We start from the raw sequence: 18,936 nt of genomic DNA, 5'->3' as shown, positions 1-18,936 counted from the left end.
CTCTTCAGCCGACTTCGGGCGTTTCGGGGCAGCCGCACGAGGTGCGGTGGACGAACGTGCAGGGCAGCCGGATCCTTCGGGCGGGCCGGCCCGGCTCGGCGAGGCGGTCGAGCAGCAGCCGCACCGCGTGGGCACCGATCTCCCTGCTGGGCTGGGCGACGGCGGTGAGCCGGGGCTGGAACAGGTCGGCCCAGGCGAAGTCGTCGAAGCAGCACAGCGCGATGTCGTGCGGCACGGACAGCCCGGCCCCGCGCAGGGCTCGCAGCGCTCCGAAGGTCATGGCGTTGTTGGCGGTGACCAGTGCGGTCGGCCGGGTGCGGAGGGACAGCAGGGCGGCGGTGGCGCGTTCGGCACCGGCGGACTCGGAGTCGCCGTCCGTCAGGAGCCGTTCGTCGTACGGCAGGCCGGCGGTGGCCAGCCCACGACGGTACCCGGCGATGCGCTCACGCGTCGTACTGAGCCCCGGCCGGCCGGCGACCAGACCGATCCGACGGTGGCCGAGCCCCGCGAGGTGGGTGACGAGCCGGGCCGTGGGCTCCGCGCTCTCGGCGCTCACCTGGTCGAAGTCCGGGCCGCCGTCGGCGGGGGAGTCGAGCACGCGGTCCAGGAAGACGGTCGGTACGGCGTGGCGCCGCAGGTGGTCGACGAGTGCGCCGGGCGCCGCCGAGGGCGCGACGATCATGCCGTCCACCCGGCGCTCGTGCAGGAGTCGCACCGCCTTGCGCTCGTGCTCGGGGTCGTCGTGCGGGTCGGCGACGAGCAGGCCGTAGCCGTGCTCCAGGGCGCCGGCCTCGACGCCCTGGAGGATCTCCGTGAAGTACGGGTTGCTGATCGCGGACACCGCGAGCCCGATGGACCGGGTGCGGGAGGTCACCAGCGAGCGGGCCGGGCCGTTGGGGGTGTAGCCGAGTTCCTCCACGGCGTCCAGGACCGCCTGGCGGGTGTGGGGCAGCACGGGCCGGGTGCCGTTCAGTACGTGGGAGACGGTCGCCACGGAGACACCGGCGCTCCGTGCGACGTCGGTCATGGTCGCCATGCGCTCTCTCCTGCGTGTCCCTGTGGGCCCCTCGGCCGTTCCTCCGGCCGACAGCGGGGACACCCACCGGGCCGGGGCCTCGCGCCGCCTCGTCTCCCGCGCCGTACCCCGGCCGCCCGTCGTGCGTCCCGGGACGGGAACGTATCCCATCGCGCGGACGCGCGTAAGCGCTTGCGCAAGCGTTTACGCGCTCCTCCACCGAGCGGCCCGGCCTGCCCCGTCGGCGGTACGGAAGCGACGGGTATCGTCGCTGTGCCCATCCCCGTGACCTGTGGAGACCTCATGCCCGGCCGTCCCTCACCGAGCCGCCGTACCGTCCTGCGGGGCGCGGCCCTCACGCCCGTCGCCGGAACGGCCCTCGCGGCCTGCGGGCCGGGCGACGACGAGGGGGCGCTGCCGACGACGCCGACCGCGCCCGTCGAACTCGGCGCGCCGGAGGAGATCGCCGAGGGGAGCCCGGTGCTGTACCGCGAGCAGCACGTCGTCGTCAGCCGGGCCGGGGACGGCTCGCTGAAGGCGTACAGCGCGGTCTGCACGCACGGGGGGTGCGCCATCGGCACGCTGGAGGGGAAGAAGCTCGTGTGCGTGTGTCACGGCAGCGAGTTCGACGCCACGACGGGAGAGGTGCTGCACTCGCCCGCGCGGCGGCCGCTGGTCGCGCTCGACGTGCGGGAGGAGAACGGCCGGGTCGTCGCAGGCCCGAAACACTGACCAGGGTCGGCACCCGCCGGAAAGACGCCCCGAGGGCCCGGTCCGCCTCAGTCCGGGCTCGCTCCCGCACCCCCACCCCCGGCCCTCGCGGTCCGGCCCCGCGGGATGGGCGGGTGGGACCGCCGGGGACCGGGGCGCCGCTCGGTCGGTCACGCCTCGGCCGGGGCCTCCGCGCCCCTTACTCCCAGTCCCAGCCGATCCCGACGATGCCCGACCGCATCCGTGGCTCGACGAGGTGCACCGAGTGGTGCGGGCCGGTCGGGGTCAGGTCCTGGTGGCCGCTGCGCGGTGCCGCCGCCGTGTGCTGGGTGAAGCGGTGGCAGCGCACCGGCAGGGCCCGCTCGTCGAACCGGACCTGGAGCGCGTACTGACCTCCGGCGGAATCGAAGCCGCGCACGTACTCGCGCGACTCGCCGGCCGTGCCGTCCTGGACGCCGTAGCGGAACAGGAAGGTGTCACCGGCCCGCAGCCGGGTGCCGAACAGCAGCTCCACGACGAGCAGCCCGGTCTCCTCGTGGCGGCGGACCCGCCCGGCGCTGCAGTTCTCCAGCGCGTGCACCGCCATGCCGTCCGGCACGCACCCCGGGTCGCCGTGGTGCACGGCCACGAAGCGGTCGACGCCGTCCCGGTGGGCCCGCACGATGTGGTGCGACTCGCGCCCGGCCAGCTCCCGGCGCGCCCCGATCCGCACCAGCTCGTGATGGCCGAGGGTCTGCAGCCCGCCGTCCACGGGCGAGTCGAGCTCGGCGAGCAGCCGCTCGAGGACGCCCGCGGCCTCGACGAAGACACGGTAGGAGCGTGCGGAGGTGTCCCGGCCGGCGCGTTCGCCGGTCTCGGCGAGCAGCCGGATCAGTGACTCGTCGGGCAACTGAAGGATCTCCTCCAGCGCCCGCACGGCACGGAGCGACTCCGGGCGCTGCGGACGCCGGGCACCCTGCTGCCAGTAGCTCAGGCTCGTCACACCCACCTTGACGCCGTGGCGCGACAGGTGGTGCTGCACCCGCTGCAGGGGCAGGCCGCGTGCGGCGATCGCGGCGCGCAGGGCGACGTGGAAGGGGCCCCCTCGCAGGGCCGAGTCCAGTTCCGCGGTGGCGTCGTCCGCGTGCTGTGTGGCGTGCGGCATGCACAGAGGCCTTTCTGTGAATGATGGAACGGCTGGTCAGGCCGTTCGCAGGGGTCCCCGGGGCCGCCCCCGTCGGCGCAGGAGGCGTTCTCGTGAACGCAGGCCGCAGCTCCGGGGCCCGAGGTCCTCCGCATTGAAGCGTGTTGACCAAGTCCCGACAACACTTCGGGCGCAACCGCGACGGACGGCTGGCCGAGTCCGTACGGTGCGTCGCGAGCCGTGCGGCCGGCGCCGCATCACGCTCCGCGGGCCGTGCGGCAGTGCCCGGTTCACGCGTCGCCGGCCGCGTGGCGACGCCGTACCCCGCGCCACCGGCCGTACGGTCCCGTCGGCGTGCGGGAACCGGCGGCGGCCCCGGCTCCGGATCACATCGGAGTGTCGGTGCCCGCCAGTAGGGTGTGAGACATGGCCGACCCCTCCAGCTACCGCCCCAGGCCGGGAGACATCCCCGACACCCCCGGGGTGTACAGGTTCCGTGACGAGCACCGCCGGGTGATCTACGTCGGAAAGGCGAAAAGCCTGCGTCAGCGCCTGGCCAGCTACTTCCAGGACCTGGCGAACCTGCACCCGCGGACCCGCTCCATGGTGACCACGGCCGCGTCCGTGGAGTGGACGGTGGTGTCCACGGAGGTCGAGGCCCTCCAGCTGGAGTACTCCTGGATCAAGGAGTACGACCCCCGTTTCAACGTCAAGTACCGCGACGACAAGAGTTACCCCTACCTCGCGGTGACGATCGGCGAGGAGTTCCCGCGCGTGCAGGTCATGCGCGGCCACAAGAAGAAGGGCGTGCGCTACTTCGGGCCGTACGCGCACGCGTGGGCGATCCGCGACACCGTGGACCTGCTGCTGAGGGTGTTCCCGGTGCGCACCTGCTCGGCCGGGGTGTTCAAGAACGCCGCCCGCACCGGCCGCCCCTGCCTGCTCGGCTACATCGGCAAGTGCTCCGCGCCCTGCGTGGACCGTGTCTCTCCCGAGGAGCACCGCGAACTAGCCGACGAGTTCTGCGACTTCATGGCCGGCCGCACGGGCACGTACCTGCGCCGCCTGGAGAAGCGGATGACGCTGGCGGCCGAGGACATGGAGTACGAGCGGGCCGCCCGCCTCCGCGACGACATCGAGGCCCTGAAGAAGGCCATGGAGAAGAACGCGGTCGTGCTCGCCGACGCGACCGACGCCGACCTGATCGCCGTCGCCGAGGACGAGCTCGAAGCCGCCCTCCAGATCTTCCACGTGCGGGGCGGGCGCGTGCGCGGCCAGCGCGGCTGGGTCACCGACAAGGTCGAGGAGATCACCACCGCCGCCCTCGTCGAGCACGCCCTCCAGCAGTTGTACGGCGAGGAGACCGGGGACGCCGTACCGAAGGAGGTGCTGGTCCCGGCCCTGCCGGACCCCGTGGGGCCGGTCCAGCAGTGGCTGACCGTCCGCCGCGGGGCGAACGTGTCGCTGCGCATCCCGCAGCGCGGCGACAAGAAGGCCCTCATGGAGACCGTGCAGCGCAACGCGCAACAGGCGCTCGTCCTGCACAAGACCAAGCGCGCCTCCGACCTCACCACGCGCTCGCGCGCACTGGAGGAGATCGCCGAGGCACTCGGCCTGGACAGTGCGCCGCTGCGCGTCGAGTGCTACGACATCTCCCACCTCCAGGGCGACGACGTGGTCGCCTCCATGGTCGTCTTCGAGGACGGCCTGGCCCGCAAGAGCGAGTACCGGCGCTTCCAGATCAAGGGCTTCGACGGCCAGGACGACGTGCGGTCCATGCACGAGGTGCTCAGCCGCCGCTTCCGGCGCTACCTCGCAGACAAGGAGCGCACCGGGGAGTGGACGGAGGAGGAGCTCAAGGAGGACGACGGCCGCCCCAAGCGGTTCGCCTATCCGCCGCAGCTCGTCGTCGTCGACGGCGGTCAGCCGCAGGTCCGCGCCGCCCAGCGGGCCCTGGACGAGCTGGGCATCGACGACATCGCGGTGTGCGGCCTCGCCAAGCGGCTGGAGGAGGTCTGGCTCCCGCGCGAGGACGACCCGGTGATCCTGCCCCGCACCAGCGAGGGCCTCTACCTGCTGCAGCGCGTGCGCGACGAGGCGCACCGCTTCGCCCTCTCCTACCAGCGCAGCAAGCGAGCCAAGCGGATCCGGGCCACGCCGCTGGACGACGTACCGGGTCTCGGTGAGACCCGCAAGAAGGCGCTGATCAAGCACTTCGGTTCGGTGAAGAAGCTCCGGTCGGCGACAATCGACCAGATCTGCGAGGTCCCCGGCATAGGCCGCAAAACCGCGGAGACGGTCGCCGCGGCGCTGGTACGGGCCGCACCGGCCGCGCCCGCCGTGAACACGGCGACCGGAGAGATCATGGAAGACGAGGAAGACGGGGAACCCGGGACGACGGCGGGTTTCCCCGGGGAACCCGTGACAGCGGGAGTCCCGGACGATCGACGGGGGCAGGAGACATGACCGAGCACGACACACAGCAGGACACGCTCCATGAAGAAGCAGGTCAGGACGACGGGTCCCAGACGGGCAAGGACACGGCGGGCGGCGCCCCCGAGGTGGCCATCCCCGAGCTGGTGATCATCTCCGGCATGTCCGGAGCCGGCCGGTCGACGGCCGCGAAGTGCCTGGAGGACCTCGGCTGGTTCGTCGTCGACAACCTGCCGCCCGCGCTGATCCCCACCATGGTGGAGCTCGGTGCCCGCTCGCAGGGCAACGTCGCCCGGATCGCGGTCGTCGTCGACGTCCGGGGCCGGCGCTTCTTCGACAACCTCCGCCAGTCCCTCGCCGACCTCGACACCAAGGGCGTCACCCGGCGCATCGTCTTCCTGGAGTCCTCCGACGACGCCCTCGTGCGCCGCTTCGAGTCGGTGCGCCGCCCGCATCCGCTCCAGGGCGACGGCCGCATCGTGGACGGCATCGCCGCCGAGCGCGAGCTGCTGCGCGAGCTGCGCGGCGACGCCGACCTGGTCATCGACACCTCCAGCCTCAACGTCCACGAGCTGCGCGCGAAGATGGACGCCCAGTTCGCCGGCGAGGAGGAGCCCGAGCTGCGGGCCACCGTCATGTCCTTCGGCTTCAAGTACGGCCTCCCGGTCGACGCCGACCTCGTCGTGGACATGCGGTTCCTGCCGAACCCGCACTGGGTCCCGGAGCTGCGGCCCTACACCGGCGTGCACGAGGAGGTCGCGGCGTACGTCTTCAACCAGCCCGGCGCCAAGGAGTTCCTCGACCGGTACGCCGAACTGCTGCAGCTGATCGCCGCGGGCTACCGTCGGGAGGGCAAGCGCTACGTGACCATCGCCGTCGGCTGTACGGGCGGCAAGCACCGCTCGGTCGCGATGTCGGAGAAGCTCGCCGCCCGGCTGGCGGCCGAGGGCGTGGAGACGGTGGTCGTGCACCGGGACATGGGACGCGAATGACGGGACGTACACCGCGGCTGAGCCGGCTGCGCCAGGCGCTGCCCGAGGGACGCGGCGGCCGGTTCGCCGACCCGCGGGGCGCCGGATCCGCCGCGACCCGTGCCTCCCGGCCCGCCGAGGCCCGGGGTGCCCGGCCGCGACGCCGGGGAGCGCAGCCCAAGGTCGTCGCCCTCGGCGGCGGCCTGGGCCTGTCCGCCTCGCTCGCCGCGCTCCGCCGCATCACCGGCGACCTCACCGCCGTCGTCACCGTCGCCGACGACGGGGGCTCCAGCGGACGGTTGCGCGACGAACTGGGCGTGCTGCCGCCCGGCGACCTGCGCAAGGCGCTGGCCGCGCTGTGCGGCGACGACGACTGGGGCCAGACCTGGTCCCGCGTCATCCAGCACCGCTTCCAGTCCCGCGGCGACCTGCACGACCACGCGGTCGGCAACCTCCTGATCGTCGCCCTGTGGGAACAGCTCGGCGACCACGTCCAGGCGCTCGACCTGGTCGGCAGGCTGCTCGGCGCGCACGGGCGGGTGCTGCCCATGTCCGCCGTGCCGCTGGAGCTGCAGGCCTTGGTCAGGGGGCACGACCCGGCCCGCCCGGAGGACATCGACACCGTCCTCGGCCAGGCCACCGTCGCTCTCACCCCGGGCGAGGTGCAGTCGGTGCACCTGGTGCCGCACGACCCGCCGGCCGTGCCCGAGGCCGTCCAGGCGGTCCTGGACGCCGACTGGGTGGTGCTCGGCCCCGGCTCCTGGTTCTCCTCCGTCATCCCGCACCTGCTGGTCCCGGACCTCCTGGACGCGCTCACGCAGACCAAGGCCCGCCGGGTGCTCTCCTTGAACCTCGCGCCGCAACCCGGGGAAACCGAGGGCTTCTCCCCGCAGCGTCATTTGGAGGTTTTGGGACGACACGCCCCTAAACTCGCCCTGGACGTGGTGCTGGCCGACGAGGCCGCCGTGCCCGACCGCGATGCGATGACCGATGCCGCCAAACGGCTCGGTGCCGCGGTCGAGCTGGCGCCGGTGGCCCGGACCGACGGGACTCCGCGGCACGACCCGGAGCTGTTGGCAGCCGCGTACGACCGTATTTTTCGGATGCATGGAAGGATCGGCCCATGGCGATGACGGCAGCGGTGAAGGATGAGATTTCCCGGCTCCCCGTCACCCGGACCTGCTGCAGAAAGGCGGAGGTCTCCGCCCTCCTGCGGTTCGCCGGCGGCCTCCACCTGGTGAGCGGGCGCATCGTGATCGAGGCGGAGCTGGACACCGCGATGGCGGCCCGCCGTCTCAAGCGGGACATCCTGGAGATCTTCGGTCACAGCTCCGAGCTGATCGTGATGGCACCGGGCGGGCTGCGCCGCGGCTCGCGCTACGTCGTACGGGTCGTCGCGGGCGGCGACCAGCTGGCCCGGCAGACCGGTCTGGTCGACGGCCGCGGCCGGCCGATCCGCGGGCTGCCCCCGCAGGTGGTCTCGGGGGCCACCTGCGACGCCGAGGCGGCCTGGCGCGGGGCGTTCCTGGCGCACGGCTCGCTCACCGAGCCCGGCCGCTCCTCCTCCCTGGAGGTGACCTGCCCGGGCCCCGAAGCCGCGCTCGCTCTCGTCGGCGCCGCCCGCAGGCTGTCGATCGCCGCCAAGGCCCGCGAGGTCCGCGGCGTGGACCGCGTGGTGGTCCGCGACGGCGACGCGATCGGCGCCCTGCTCACCCGGCTGGGCGCCCACGAGTCGGTGCTGGCCTGGGAGGAGCGCCGGATGCGCCGCGAGGTCCGGGCCACCGCCAACCGCCTCGCCAACTTCGACGACGCCAACCTGCGCCGTTCCGCCCGCGCGGCCGTCGCCGCCGGCGCCCGCGTGCAGCGCGCGCTGGAGATCCTCGGCGACGACGTGCCCGAGCACCTCGCCGCGGCCGGGCGGCTGCGCATGGATCACAAGCAGGCCTCCCTGGAGGAGCTGGGCGCGCTCGCCGACCCGCCGCTCACCAAGGACGCGGTCGCCGGCCGTATCCGCCGCCTGCTGGCCATGGCCGACAAGCGGGCCTCAGACCTCGGCATCCCGGGCACGGACGCCAACCTCAGCGACGAACTCGCCGACAACCTGGTGGGCTGACGCCCCGGCAGCGCTGCCGGCCGGTCGGCCGACGCCCCGTCAGCGCCGTCTTGCGATGGCCTGACGCGCCGGCACTTCGCCGGTACCGACCACCCACTCGGGTGGTCGGTACCGGCTTTTTCGTGTCATTGCCGCTCTATTGACTGGATCATGGAGTGTCATGAGCCTGACTTCAGTTCGCCGCTGCGGCGGACAGCCCTAGGGGGGTTCATGAGACACAGAGCGAGATCGATCCTCGCTGTCGGCGCGCTCCTGCTCGGCGGAGCGGGCATCGCACCCGTCGCCCAGGCACAACCACAGCGACAGCCCGCGAGTCCGTCCACCGGTGACGCGGACGAGGTCAAGGTCTTCCGCGCCGACGTCACCCAACGCCAGGTGCCCCTGCTGCTGGCCGCCGGGCAGGACGGCCACGAACTCGGCGAACGGATCCCCGGCCGGGGCACCGGAACCGTCGAGGTCTACCTCACCGGCCGGCAGGCGGAGAAGCTCAGGAAGCAGGGCGTCGAACTCACCGAGCACACCCTGTCCGGCCGGGCGGAGTCCCGCCTCCAGGCCGCGGCCGAGGGGGGGTTCCGCCCGTACAGCGGCAGCGGTGGCCTGAAGGAGGAGATCGTCAGGACGGCCCGGCAGAACCCGGGCCTCACGAAGGTCGTCTCCCTGGGCAAGACCCTCAGGGGCCAGGACATCCTGGCGCTGAAGCTCACCAAGGGCGCCAGGAAATCCGCGGACGGCTCGAAGCCCGCCGTGCTGTACATGTCCAACCAGCACGCGCGCGAGTGGATCACGCCGGAGATGACCCGGCGCCTGATGCACCACTACCTGGACACCTACAAGAAGGACAGGCGGATCCGGCGGATCGTCGACACGACGGAGCTGTGGTTCGTGCTGTCGGCCAACCCCGACGGCTACGACTACACCTTCGACAGCGACGACAACCGCCTGTGGCGCAAGAACCTGCGCGACGTCGACGGCGACGGCACCATCACGACCGGCGACGGCGTCGACCTCAACCGCAACTTCCCCTACAAGTGGGGCTACGACGACGAGGGCTCGTCCCCGCTCCCCACCAGCCAGACCTACCGCGGCGCCGGCCCCGGCTCCGAGCCCGAGACCAAGGCCCTGGACGCCTTCGAGAAACGGATCGGCTTCACGTACGGCATCAACTACCACTCCGCCGCCGAACTCCTCCTCTACGGTGTCGGCTGGCAGGTCGCCACGCCCACCCCGGACGACGTCCTCTACAAGGCACTGGCGGGCTCACCCGGCAACTCCGCGATCCCCGGCTACCTCCCGCAGCTGTCCTCGGAGCTCTACACCACCAACGGCGAGGCCGACGGGCACGCGGCCAACGTCAACGGCATGGGGATGTTCACGCCCGAGATGTCGACCTGCCAGACGGCGTCGGAGGCCGATCCCGACGACGACTGGAACGCAGCCGACTGCCGCTCGGTCTTCACGTTCCCCGACGACGAGAAGCTGATCCAGCAGGAGTTCGCGAAGAACGTCCCGTTCGCGCTGTCGGTCGCCGAGACCGCCGCCCACCCCGACCGCCCGGCGTCCTCACTGGGCCTGACCGCCGCCGACTTCACCCCGGAGTCCTTCACCACCTCGTACGCGCGCGGCGCCGACCAGGAGGTCTCCGTCGTCGTACGCAAGGCGGTGCGCGACAAGGAACTCAAGTACCGCGTCGACAACGGCCGTGTCCAGCACATGGCGCTGAGGCCCTGGAAGGGCGGCGAGCGGTTCGGCGGCGAGGACAACCTGCACTTCGACGCGTACCGCGCCACGGTGCGGGGCGGGAACCCGGGCGACAAGGTCGAGGTCTGGTTCACCGGCGGGACGCGCGGCGGCAAGGACGTCTCCAGTGAGCACTTCACGTACACCGTCGCCGAACGCCCGCGCGCGGACGTCCTCGTCGTCGCCGAGGAGGGTGCGCCCGCCGCGCAGGCGCAGACGTACGTCGACGCCCTGAAGGCCAACGGCCGTGACGCGGTCGTGTGGGACGTCGCCACGCGGGGCTCGCCCGACGCGCTCGGCGTGCTGAGCCACTTCGACACGGTCGTCCACCACACCGGCGCGGCCGTCCCCGGCGTCGCCACCCAGCTCGAACTGCGCGCCTTCCTCAACGAGGGCGGCAAGCTGATCGAGGCCGGTGAGCAGGCCGGCGGCAACGTCGACCTCGGTGCCGGAGCCCTGTCGGACGACTTCGCCCAGTACTACCTGGGCGCCTATACCCGCACCTCCACGCCGGGCGCCGACGGCTTCACCGGCACCGGGAAGCTCGACGGTTTCACCGCGGCCCTCGGCGACGCCCCCGGCAACCCGCTCGACCGGGCCGGCACCTACAGCGTCACCTCCGACGAACTGCCCGCGGCCGACTACCCGCAGTTCGCGAGCGCGGGCGCGGGACAGTTCGCCGGCACCGTCAACCCGTACGGGCCGTACGCCGGGTCCTGGATGGCCGCCGCCGTCCACACCGACGACGCCTACAAGCGCCTCACCCGCACCATCGACCTCACCGGCACCGCCGCGGCCGACCGGCCCACACTCCGCACCCGTCTGCTGTGGGACACCGAGCCCGGCTACGACAACGCCATCGTCGAGGCGCACACCGCGGGCGCCGACGACTGGACGACCCTGCCCGAGGCGGGCGGAGCCACCGGCACCACCGTGCCCGCCGAGTGCGAGGGCGGCTTCTACCTCGGCGAACACCCCTGGCTGGAGCACTACCTCACCCTGAACGACGGCAGCTGCGCCGCCACCGGCACCTCCGGCGCGTGGCACAGCCTCACCGGCGCCTCCGACGGCTGGCAGCAGGTGAACTTCGACCTCAGCGCGTACGCCGGCACAACGGTCGAGGTCTCCCTCGCCTACGTCACCGACCCCGGCACCGGCGGCCACGGCGTCCTGGCCGACGAGGTCTCGCTCGTCCTGGGCGGCACGGCCACCGGCACCGAGGGCTTCGAGGCGTCGCTGGGGGACTGGCGGGTCCCCGGACCACCTCCGGGCAGCCCCGCCGTCCTGAAGGACTGGACCCGCACCGGAGAACTGTTCCGCACCCACGCGGCCGTCACCACGCGGGACACCGTGCTCCTCGGTTTCGGCCTGGAACACGTCACCTCCGCGACCGGACGGAGGAACCTCGTGGGCAAGGCGCTCACTGCCCTGAAAGGGTGACCTTCCGGTCAAGATGAATTGACCCCGTGCAGCGAAAACGAGTGACACGACCCCGTGGTCGCCGCGGTCCGTACCTCTACTGGTGGGTACGGACCGCGGCGCGGTGTATGGACCGGCTCAATGTCACCCCCCGGGCCCCGGAGAGGTAGGGTCGTAGGCGGTCGGGGACATCCCATACAGCTCGCCGGTCTCGAAACCGGCGTACCAACGAGGAGATCGGTTCGTGACGATCCGCGTAGGCATCAACGGCTTTGGCCGCATCGGTCGTAACTACTTCCGCGCGCTGCTGGAGCAGGGTGCAGACATCGAGATCGTGGCTGTCAACGACCTGGGTGACACCGCGACCACCGCTCACCTGCTGAAGTACGACACGATCCTCGGACGGCTCAAGGCCGAAGTGACCCACACCGAGGACACCATCACCGTCGACGGCCACACCATCAAGGTGCTGTCCGAGCGCAACCCCGCCGACATCCCGTGGGGCCGGCTGGGCGTCGACATCGTGATCGAGTCGACCGGCATCTTCACCAAGAAGGCCGACGCCGAGAAGCACATCGCGGGCGGCGCCAAGAAGGTCCTCATCTCGGCTCCGGCCAAGGACGAGGACATCACCATCGTGATGGGCGTCAACCACGACCAGTACGACGCGGCGAACCACCACGTCATCTCCAACGCCTCCTGCACCACCAACTGTGTGGCGCCGATGGCGAAGGTCCTGGACGAGAACTTCGGCATCGTCCGGGGTCTGATGACCACGGTGCACGCGTACACGAACGACCAGCGCATCCTGGACTTCCCGCACAAGGACCTGCGCCGCGCGCGTGCCGCCGCCGAGAACATCATCCCGACCACCACCGGCGCCGCCAAGGCCACCGCCCTGGTCCTGCCGCAGCTCAAGGGCAAGCTGGACGGCATCGCGATGCGCGTCCCGGTCCCCACCGGCTCCGCCACCGACCTGGTCGTCCAGCTGCAGCGCGAGGTCACCAAGGACGAGGTCAACGCCGCGTTCAAGAAGGCCGCGGACGGCGAACTCAAGGGCATCCTGTACTACACCGAGGACCCGATCGTCTCCTCCGACATCGTCAGCGACCCGGCGTCCTGCACCTTCGACTCCTCCCTGACCATGGTCCAGGAGGGCAACTCGGTGAAGATCCTCGGCTGGTACGACAACGAGTGGGGCTACTCCAACCGCCTCGTCGACCTGACGCTCTTCGTCGGCGGTCAGCTCTGATCGTCTGACCGGCACCTCGATGCGTGAGCAGGGCTCGGACAGTGCACCATGCATTGTCCGAGCCCTGATTCACGTGCAGATCAGAGCCACACCTCGATCACGAGCCCTTCTCAGGAGACAACCCTCATGAAGACGATCGACGAACTTCTCGCGGAAGGCGTCGCGGGCAGGCGCGTATTCGTCCGCGCCGACCTGAACGTGCCACTGGACGGCACCACCATCACCGACGACGGCCGTATCCGCGCCGTGCTGCCCACCGTCAGGGCACTGGCCGAGGCGGGCGCCCGCGTGGTCGTCGCCTCCCACCTGGGCCGCCCCAAGGGAACCCCGGACGCGGCGTTCTCCCTCGCCCCGGCCGCCGCCCGGCTCGGGGAGCTCCTCGCGGCGGACGTCGCGTTCGCCACCGACACGGTCGGCGAGTCCGCCGGATCCACCGTCGCCGGCCTCGCCGACGGCCGCGTCGCGGTGCTCGAGAACCTGCGTTTCAACGCCGGTGAGACCAGCAAGGACGACGCGGAGCGCGGCGCCTTCGCCGACCGCCTCGCCGCCCTCGCCGACGTGTACGTGGGCGACGGCTTCGGCGCGGTCCACCGCAAGCACGCCTCGGTCTTCGACCTGCCGGCCCGCCTGCCGCACTACGCCGGACACCTCATCGCCACCGAGGTCGGCGTCCTGAAGAAGCTCACCGAGGACGTCAGGCGTCCCTACGTCGTCGCGCTCGGCGGCTCCAAGGTGTCCGACAAGCTCGCCGTCATCGACCAGCTGCTCGGCAAGGCCGACCGGCTGCTCATCGGCGGCGGCATGGTCTACACCTTCCTCAAGGCCAAGGGCTACGAGGTCGGCGCCTCCCTCCTTCAGGAGGACCAGCTCCCGGCCGTCACCGAGTACATCGAGCGCGCCGGGAAGAACGGCGTCGAGCTGGTCCTGCCGGTCGACGTCGTGGTCGGCACCGAGTTCCCGGACCTGAAGACCAAGGCTCCCACGAAGGCCACCACGGTCGCCGCGGACGCCATGCCCGCCGACCAGCTGGGCCTGGACATCGGCCCGGAGACCCGCACGCTGTACGCCTCGAAGCTCGCCGACGCCGCGACCGTCTTCTGGAACGGCCCCATGGGCGTCTTCGAGCACCCCGACTACGCCGAGGGCACCAAGGCGGTCGCCCAGGCCCTCCTCGACTCCCCGGGCTTCACCGTGGTCGGCGGCGGCGACTCCGCCGCGGCCGTGCGCACCCTGGGCTTCGACGAGAACGCATTCGGCCACATCTCGACCGGCGGCGGCGCCTCCCTCGAATACCTCGAGGGCAAGACGCTCCCCGGCCTCGCCGCACTGGAGGACTGACTCACATGAGCACGCGCACGCCGCTGATGGCGGGCAACTGGAAGATGAACCTCAACCACCTCGAGGCCATCGCCCACGTCCAGAAACTCGCCTTCGCCCTGGCCGACAAGGACTACGAGGCCGTCGAGGTCGCCGTCCTGGCCCCCTTCACCGACCTGCGCTCCGTGCAGACCCTGGTCGACGGCGACAAGCTGAGGATCAAGTACGGAGCCCAGGACATCTCCGCGTACGACGGCGGTGCCTACACCGGCGAGATCTCCGGCCCGATGCTGGCCAAGCTGAAGTGCTCGTTCGTGGCGATCGGCCACTCCGAGCGCCGCCAGTACCACAACGAGACCGACGACGTCGTGAACGCCAAGGTCAAGGCCGCCTACAAGCACGGTCTGACCCCGATCCTGTGCGTCGGCGAGGAGCTGCAGGTCCGCGAGGCGGGCAACCACGTCGCCCACACCCTCGCCCAGGTCGAGGGCGGTCTGAAGGACCTGCCGGCCGAGCAGGCCGAGTCCGTCGTGATCGCCTACGAGCCCGTGTGGGCCATCGGCACCGGCAAGGTCTGCGGCGCCGGGGACGCCCAGGAGGTCTGCGCCGCGATCCGCGGCAAGCTCGCCGAGCTGTACTCCCGGGAGCTGGCCGACCAGGTCCGCATCCAGTACGGCGGCTCCGTGAAGTCGGGCAACGTCGCGGAGATCATGGCGCAGGCCGACATCGACGGCGCCCTGGTCGGCGGCGCGTCGCTGGACGCGGACGAGTTCGTCAAGATCGTGCGCTTCCGCGACCAGTAGCTCGACCAGTGAGTATGCGCTAGCGACGATCCGTCGTACTCTTGCGGGGGCATGGCCGCCGTGCCGTGCCCCCGTCGTCCGTCCGATTCCGAGGAAGTTGGTCCAGCCGTGGTTATGGGGTTCTCGATCGCCCTGATCGTCTTCAGCCTGCTGCTGATGCTGCTCGTGCTGATGCACAAGGGCAAGGGCGGCGGCCTCTCCGACATGTTCGGTGGCGGCATGCAGTCCTCCGTCGGCGGCTCCTCAGTCGCCGAGCGCAACCTCGACCGGATTACCGTCGTGATCGGTCTGCTGTGGACGGCGTGCATCTTCGTCCTCGGCCTGCTCATGAAGGCGAACAACTGAGCGGTACACGCATTGTGTACGTATGGCCCCATGTTGGGTACGCGCGACTGAGCGCGGCCTATCATGGGGCTTGCGTCTGGATGCGGGGGCTGTAACTCCCACCACTGGACGCGCGTTGGGCCTTACGTAGACTGAGGCGCTCGCAGTGAAGCGAAACGCCGACTCGCTTTGCGGCACCATCACGCAGGGAGTTACGACCGTGGCAAGTGGCAACGCGATCCGAGGAAGCCGGGTCGGGGCGGGGCCGATGGGCGAGGCCGAGCGCGGCGAGTCCGCGCCGCGTCTGCGCATCTCCTTCTGGTGCTCCAACGGGCACGAGACGCAGCCGAGCTTCGCCAGCGACGCGCAGGTGCCCGAGACCTGGGACTGCCCACGCTGCGGCTTCCCAGCCGGACAGGACCGGGACAACCCGCCGGACCCGCCGCGCACCGAGCCCTACAAGACGCACCTGGCGTATGTGAGGGAGCGGCGCAGCGATGCGGACGGCGAGGCCATCCTCGCCGAGGCGCTCGCCAAACTGCGGGGCGAAATCTAGACGTGGGGATCCGGCCGGGCACCGTGTGGTGCCCGGCCGGAGCTGCATCGGGCCCCTGGCCCGGGCCGTCGGTCCGCCGCGCTCCGGGACCCGTTGTCAGTGCCGCCCTCTAGGTTTGCGCATCGGCGAATCGTGAGGGGGAGCGATGGCGACGGTCGAGGCGGGGAGTGATGCGGCGGACGCGCGCACACCGGCGTGGCGGGGCGGGTTCGGCCGGCTGTGGACCGCCGCCGTGCTGTCCCGTTTTGGTGACGCGCTGCGTACGGCCGCGCTGCCCCTGATCGCCGTGCGGCTCACGGACGACCCGCTCGCCATCTCCTCCGTCACCGCCTGCGGATATCTGCCCTGGCTGCTGTTCGGGCTGCTCGGTGGCGCCGTCGCGGACCGGGTGGACCAGCGGCGCGCGATGTGGGCCGTGGACCTGACACGCGGACTGCTCGTGGCGGGCTTCGCGCTCGCCGTCGCCCTCGGACACGCCTCGATCCCGCTGCTCCTCGCCCTGGCCTTCTCGCTGACGGCGCTCCAGACCCTCTTCGACAACGCCGCCACGGCCCTGCTGCCCTCCCTCGTCGACCCCGCCGCCCTGGGCAGCGCCAACGCCCGGCTGATGACCGGGCAGCAGTTCGCGGGCGGCCTGCTCGCCGGGCCCGTCCTGCCGCTGCTGCTCGCCCTCGGCCTCGCCGTGCCGTTCGCGGCCGACGCCGCCACCTATCTGCTGGCCGCCGTCCTCGTGGCCTCCCTGCGCATCGTGCCGCCCGAGCGGGGGCCGAGGCCGGCGGGCAGCACCCTGCGTGCGGACATAGGCGACGGCCTGCGCACCCTGTGGGACGACCGCCCGCTGCGGGCGGTGTGCGCGGCCACCCTCCTGTGCAACATCGGCATGGGCGCGCTGATCGCCACCCTCGTGCTGCATGTGACGCGCTGGCTGGACGCCGGGAACACCGGGTTCGTGGCCGCGACGACGGCGTACGCGGCCGGCGGCATCGCGGGCGGCCTCCTCGCCCGGCGTGCCGCCGACCGTGTCGGGCGGATCCGCGCGCTGCTGCTCGCCGGAAGCGTCCAGACGGGGGCGCTGCTGCTCATGGGGACCGTGCGGTACCTCGGGGCGCTCCTCGTGGCGATGTCGCTGCTCGGCGTGATGGGCATGGTGTGGAACGTCAACCAGGCCACCCTCGTGCAGCAGCGCAGCCCCCGGGCCGTGCTGGGCCGCGTCGCCGCCGCCTTCCGTACCGCCTCCACGTCCGGAGCGCCGCTGGGAGCGCTGCTCGGCGGGGCCGTCGCCGGGCAGGCCGGTCCGAACGGGCCCGCGCTGCTCGCCGCCGCCCTGTTCGTGCTCGCCGTCGGCTGCCTGATACCGGCGCGCGAGCGGGACGCACCTGTCGTCGGACCGGACGACACCCCGACGACGGGCCGCGTCGCCCACTGATCAATTAGGTTGGACCGGCAGCGGGGCAAGGTACGCAGCAGGGACAGGTAGAAAAGAGGCTTGAGGTCCGAAATGAACGCAGACGGCCGTACCAGGCTCAATCAGATGCCCGAGTGGACCGCGCTCGCCGAGCACCGCGAGGAGTTCGGCGAGACGCACCTGCGTGAGCTGTTCGCCGCGGAGCCCGGCCGCGGCTCGGGGTACACGCTCCGGGTGGGCGACCTCCACGTGGACTACTCCAAGCACCTCGTCACCGACGAGACACTGCGGCTGCTGCGCCAACTGGCCGCGGCGACCGATGTGTTCGGGCTGCGCGACGCCATGTTCCGCGGCGAGCGGATCAACACGACCGAGGACCGCGCCGTGCTGCACACGGCGCTGCGCGCCCCGGCGGACGCCGTGATCGAGGCCGACGGGGAGAACGTCGTACCGAAGGTGCACGCCGTGCTGGACCGGATGGCGGACTTCGCGCAGCGGGTCCGCTCGGGCGAGTGGACCGGCCACACCGGCCGGCGGATCAGGAACGTCGTCAACATCGGCATCGGCGGCTCCGACCTCGGCCCGGCCATGGCGTACGAGGTGCTGCGGGCGTACACGGCGCGGGACCTGACGTTCCGCTTCGTGTCGAACGTGGACGGCGCCGACCTGCACGAGGCGGTCCGCGACCTCGACCCGGCGGAGACGCTGTTCATCGTGGCGTCCAAGACGTTCACCACGATCGAGACGGTCACCAACGCAGCCTCCGCGCGCGCCTGGCTGCTCGCGGCCCTCGGCGACGACAAGGCCGTGGCGAAGCACTTCGTCGCCCTGTCGACCAACGCGGAGAAGGTCGCCGGCTTCGGCATCGACACGGCGAACATGTTCGAGTTCTGGGACTGGGTCGGCGGACGCTACTCGTACGACTCGGCGATCGGCCTGTCGCTGATGATCGCCGTCGGTCCGGACAACTTCCGGGAGATGCTCGACGGCTTCCGGCTCGTGGACGAGCACTTCCGCACCGCGCCCGCCGAGTCCAACGTGCCGCTGCTGCTGGGCCTGCTGGGCGTCTGGTACGGCAACTTCATGGGCGCCCAGTCGCACGCGGTGCTGCCCTACAGCCACTACCTGTCCAGGTTCACCGCCTACCTCCAGCAGCTCGACATGGAGTCCAACGGCAAGTCCGTGGACCGGCAGGGGCGCGAGGTCGAGTGGGAGACCGGTCCGGTCGTGTGGGGCACGCCGGGCACCAACGGGCAGCACGCCTACTACCAGCTGATCCACCAGGGCACAAAGCTGATCCCGGCCGACTTCATCGGCTTCGCCGAGCCGGTCGCCGAGCTGAGCGACACGCTCAAGGCGCAGCACGACCTGCTGATGGCCAACTTCTTCGCCCAGACGCAGGCCCTGGCCTTCGGCAGGCCGCCCGACGAGGTGCGGGCCGACGGCGTGCCGGAGGACCTGGTCACGCACAAGACGTTCAAGGGCAACCACCCGACGACGACGATCCTCGCGCGTGAGCTCACGCCGTCCGTGCTGGGGCAGCTCGTCGCGCTGTACGAGCACAAGGTGTTCGTGCAGGGCGCGATCTGGGACATCGACTCCTTCGACCAGTGGGGCGTCGAGCTCGGCAAGGTCCTCGCCAGGCGCGTCGAGCCCGCCCTCACCGGGGGCGACGGGGTCGAGGGCCTCGACGCGTCCACGCGGGCGCTGGTCGCCACGTACCGGGAGCTGCGCGGCCGGAGGTGAGCCGGTCGGGC

The 18,936-nt window shown here is 71.5% G+C and carries 15 protein-coding genes; 13 read left to right on the top strand and 2 right to left on the bottom strand.

The features are described 5' to 3' along the window. Nucleotides 1-4: 4 nt before the first annotated feature. Nucleotides 5-1,036 (bottom strand): LacI family DNA-binding transcriptional regulator, encoded by a 1,032-nt coding sequence (locus ABZ354_RS13330; protein WP_358656119.1) that lies wholly within the window; start codon nucleotides 1,034-1,036, stop codon nucleotides 5-7. Nucleotides 1,037-1,318: 282 nt separating this feature from the next. Here ABZ354_RS13330 and ABZ354_RS13325 point away from each other — a divergent pair, with 282 nt between their 5' ends. Further along, the gene (locus ABZ354_RS13325) at nucleotides 1,319-1,747 is read left to right on the top strand and encodes a Rieske (2Fe-2S) protein (protein ID WP_358656117.1); all 429 of its coding nucleotides are present in this window, start codon (nucleotides 1,319-1,321) and stop codon (nucleotides 1,745-1,747) included. A 178-nt stretch (nucleotides 1,748-1,925) separates the two neighbouring features. Here the strand turns inward: ABZ354_RS13325 and ABZ354_RS13320 are convergent, their stop codons facing one another. After that, a complete protein-coding gene (locus ABZ354_RS13320; RefSeq protein WP_358656115.1) occupies nucleotides 1,926-2,870 on the bottom strand; it encodes a hypothetical protein in 945 nt (314 codons plus the stop codon). A gap of 405 nt (nucleotides 2,871-3,275) precedes the next feature. On the opposite strand from ABZ354_RS13320, the gene uvrC reads away from it, so the two are divergent. The 12 genes from uvrC (at nucleotide 3,276) to pgi (ending at nucleotide 18,925) form a co-directional block, all read left to right on the top strand. Beyond that, a complete protein-coding gene (gene uvrC, locus ABZ354_RS13315) occupies nucleotides 3,276-5,315 on the top strand; it encodes an excinuclease ABC subunit UvrC (RefSeq protein ID WP_358656113.1) in 2,040 nt (679 codons plus the stop codon). Further along, nucleotides 5,312-6,274, top strand: coding sequence for an RNase adapter RapZ (gene rapZ, locus ABZ354_RS13310; protein ID WP_358656111.1), 963 nt, complete (start codon nucleotides 5,312-5,314; stop codon nucleotides 6,272-6,274). The genes uvrC and rapZ overlap by 4 nt, the downstream gene beginning before the upstream one ends. Continuing rightward, nucleotides 6,271-7,386: a uridine diphosphate-N-acetylglucosamine-binding protein YvcK gene (gene yvcK, locus ABZ354_RS13305; protein WP_358656109.1), complete on the top strand. Its 1,116-nt coding sequence runs from the start codon at nucleotides 6,271-6,273 to the stop codon at nucleotides 7,384-7,386. Before rapZ ends, yvcK begins: the two co-directional genes overlap by 4 nt. Beyond that, on the top strand, nucleotides 7,377-8,366 hold the full coding sequence (gene whiA / locus ABZ354_RS13300; protein WP_358656107.1) for a DNA-binding protein WhiA: 990 nt from the start codon (nucleotides 7,377-7,379) through the stop codon (nucleotides 8,364-8,366). Before yvcK ends, whiA begins: the two co-directional genes overlap by 10 nt. Nucleotides 8,367-8,576: 210 nt before the next feature. After that, nucleotides 8,577-11,543: a M14 family zinc carboxypeptidase gene (locus ABZ354_RS13295; protein ID WP_358656105.1), complete on the top strand. Its 2,967-nt coding sequence runs from the start codon at nucleotides 8,577-8,579 to the stop codon at nucleotides 11,541-11,543. 223 nt (nucleotides 11,544-11,766) lie between these two features. After that, nucleotides 11,767-12,774, top strand: a complete 1,008-nt coding sequence (gap, locus tag ABZ354_RS13290) for a type I glyceraldehyde-3-phosphate dehydrogenase (protein WP_358656103.1) — start codon at nucleotides 11,767-11,769, stop codon at nucleotides 12,772-12,774. A gap of 126 nt (nucleotides 12,775-12,900) precedes the next feature. Further along, the gene (locus ABZ354_RS13285) at nucleotides 12,901-14,112 is read left to right on the top strand and encodes a phosphoglycerate kinase (RefSeq protein WP_358656101.1); all 1,212 of its coding nucleotides are present in this window, start codon (nucleotides 12,901-12,903) and stop codon (nucleotides 14,110-14,112) included. A gap of 5 nt (nucleotides 14,113-14,117) precedes the next feature. Beyond that, nucleotides 14,118-14,894 carry a triose-phosphate isomerase gene (gene tpiA, locus ABZ354_RS13280; protein ID WP_358656099.1) on the top strand — a complete coding sequence of 259 codons (777 nt, stop codon included), beginning with the start codon at nucleotides 14,118-14,120 and terminating at the stop codon, nucleotides 14,892-14,894. Between the two features lie 114 nt (nucleotides 14,895-15,008). Beyond that, nucleotides 15,009-15,239: a preprotein translocase subunit SecG gene (gene secG, locus ABZ354_RS13275; RefSeq protein ID WP_358656227.1), complete on the top strand. Its 231-nt coding sequence runs from the start codon at nucleotides 15,009-15,011 to the stop codon at nucleotides 15,237-15,239. Between the two features lie 199 nt (nucleotides 15,240-15,438). After that, nucleotides 15,439-15,774, top strand: a complete 336-nt coding sequence (locus ABZ354_RS13270; protein ID WP_003976875.1) for an RNA polymerase-binding protein RbpA — start codon at nucleotides 15,439-15,441, stop codon at nucleotides 15,772-15,774. Between the two features lie 145 nt (nucleotides 15,775-15,919). Continuing rightward, a complete protein-coding gene (locus ABZ354_RS13265; RefSeq protein ID WP_358656097.1) occupies nucleotides 15,920-17,200 on the top strand; it encodes an MFS transporter in 1,281 nt (426 codons plus the stop codon). A 72-nt stretch (nucleotides 17,201-17,272) separates the two neighbouring features. Continuing rightward, nucleotides 17,273-18,925 carry a glucose-6-phosphate isomerase gene (gene pgi, locus ABZ354_RS13260; RefSeq protein WP_358656095.1) on the top strand — a complete coding sequence of 551 codons (1,653 nt, stop codon included), beginning with the start codon at nucleotides 17,273-17,275 and terminating at the stop codon, nucleotides 18,923-18,925. The last annotated feature ends 11 nt before the right edge of the window (nucleotides 18,926-18,936 follow it).

Source organism: Streptomyces sp. NPDC005925 (assembly GCF_040638805.1).
Lineage (GTDB): Bacteria > Actinomycetota > Actinomycetes > Streptomycetales > Streptomycetaceae > Streptomyces.
This window is presented reverse-complemented; position numbering and strand designations above follow the sequence as displayed.

Coding starts and splice junctions, on each gene's coding strand:
- ABZ354_RS13325 (WP_358656117.1), top strand. CDS start 1,319: ATGCCCGGCCGTCCCTCACCGAGCCGCCGTACCGTCCTGCGGGGCGCG.
- yvcK (WP_358656109.1), top strand. CDS start 6,271: ATGACGGGACGTACACCGCGGCTGAGCCGGCTGCGCCAGGCGCTGCCC.
- ABZ354_RS13265 (WP_358656097.1), top strand. CDS start 15,920: ATGGCGACGGTCGAGGCGGGGAGTGATGCGGCGGACGCGCGCACACCG.
- pgi (WP_358656095.1), top strand. CDS start 17,273: ATGAACGCAGACGGCCGTACCAGGCTCAATCAGATGCCCGAGTGGACC.
- whiA (WP_358656107.1), top strand. CDS start 7,377: ATGGCGATGACGGCAGCGGTGAAGGATGAGATTTCCCGGCTCCCCGTC.
- ABZ354_RS13330 (WP_358656119.1), bottom strand. CDS start 1,036: ATGGCGACCATGACCGACGTCGCACGGAGCGCCGGTGTCTCCGTGGCG.
- tpiA (WP_358656099.1), top strand. CDS start 14,118: ATGAGCACGCGCACGCCGCTGATGGCGGGCAACTGGAAGATGAACCTC.
- ABZ354_RS13320 (WP_358656115.1), bottom strand. CDS start 2,870: ATGCCGCACGCCACACAGCACGCGGACGACGCCACCGCGGAACTGGAC.
- ABZ354_RS13285 (WP_358656101.1), top strand. CDS start 12,901: ATGAAGACGATCGACGAACTTCTCGCGGAAGGCGTCGCGGGCAGGCGC.
- secG (WP_358656227.1), top strand. CDS start 15,009: ATGGGGTTCTCGATCGCCCTGATCGTCTTCAGCCTGCTGCTGATGCTG.
- ABZ354_RS13295 (WP_358656105.1), top strand. CDS start 8,577: ATGAGACACAGAGCGAGATCGATCCTCGCTGTCGGCGCGCTCCTGCTC.
- rapZ (WP_358656111.1), top strand. CDS start 5,312: ATGACCGAGCACGACACACAGCAGGACACGCTCCATGAAGAAGCAGGT.
- uvrC (WP_358656113.1), top strand. CDS start 3,276: ATGGCCGACCCCTCCAGCTACCGCCCCAGGCCGGGAGACATCCCCGAC.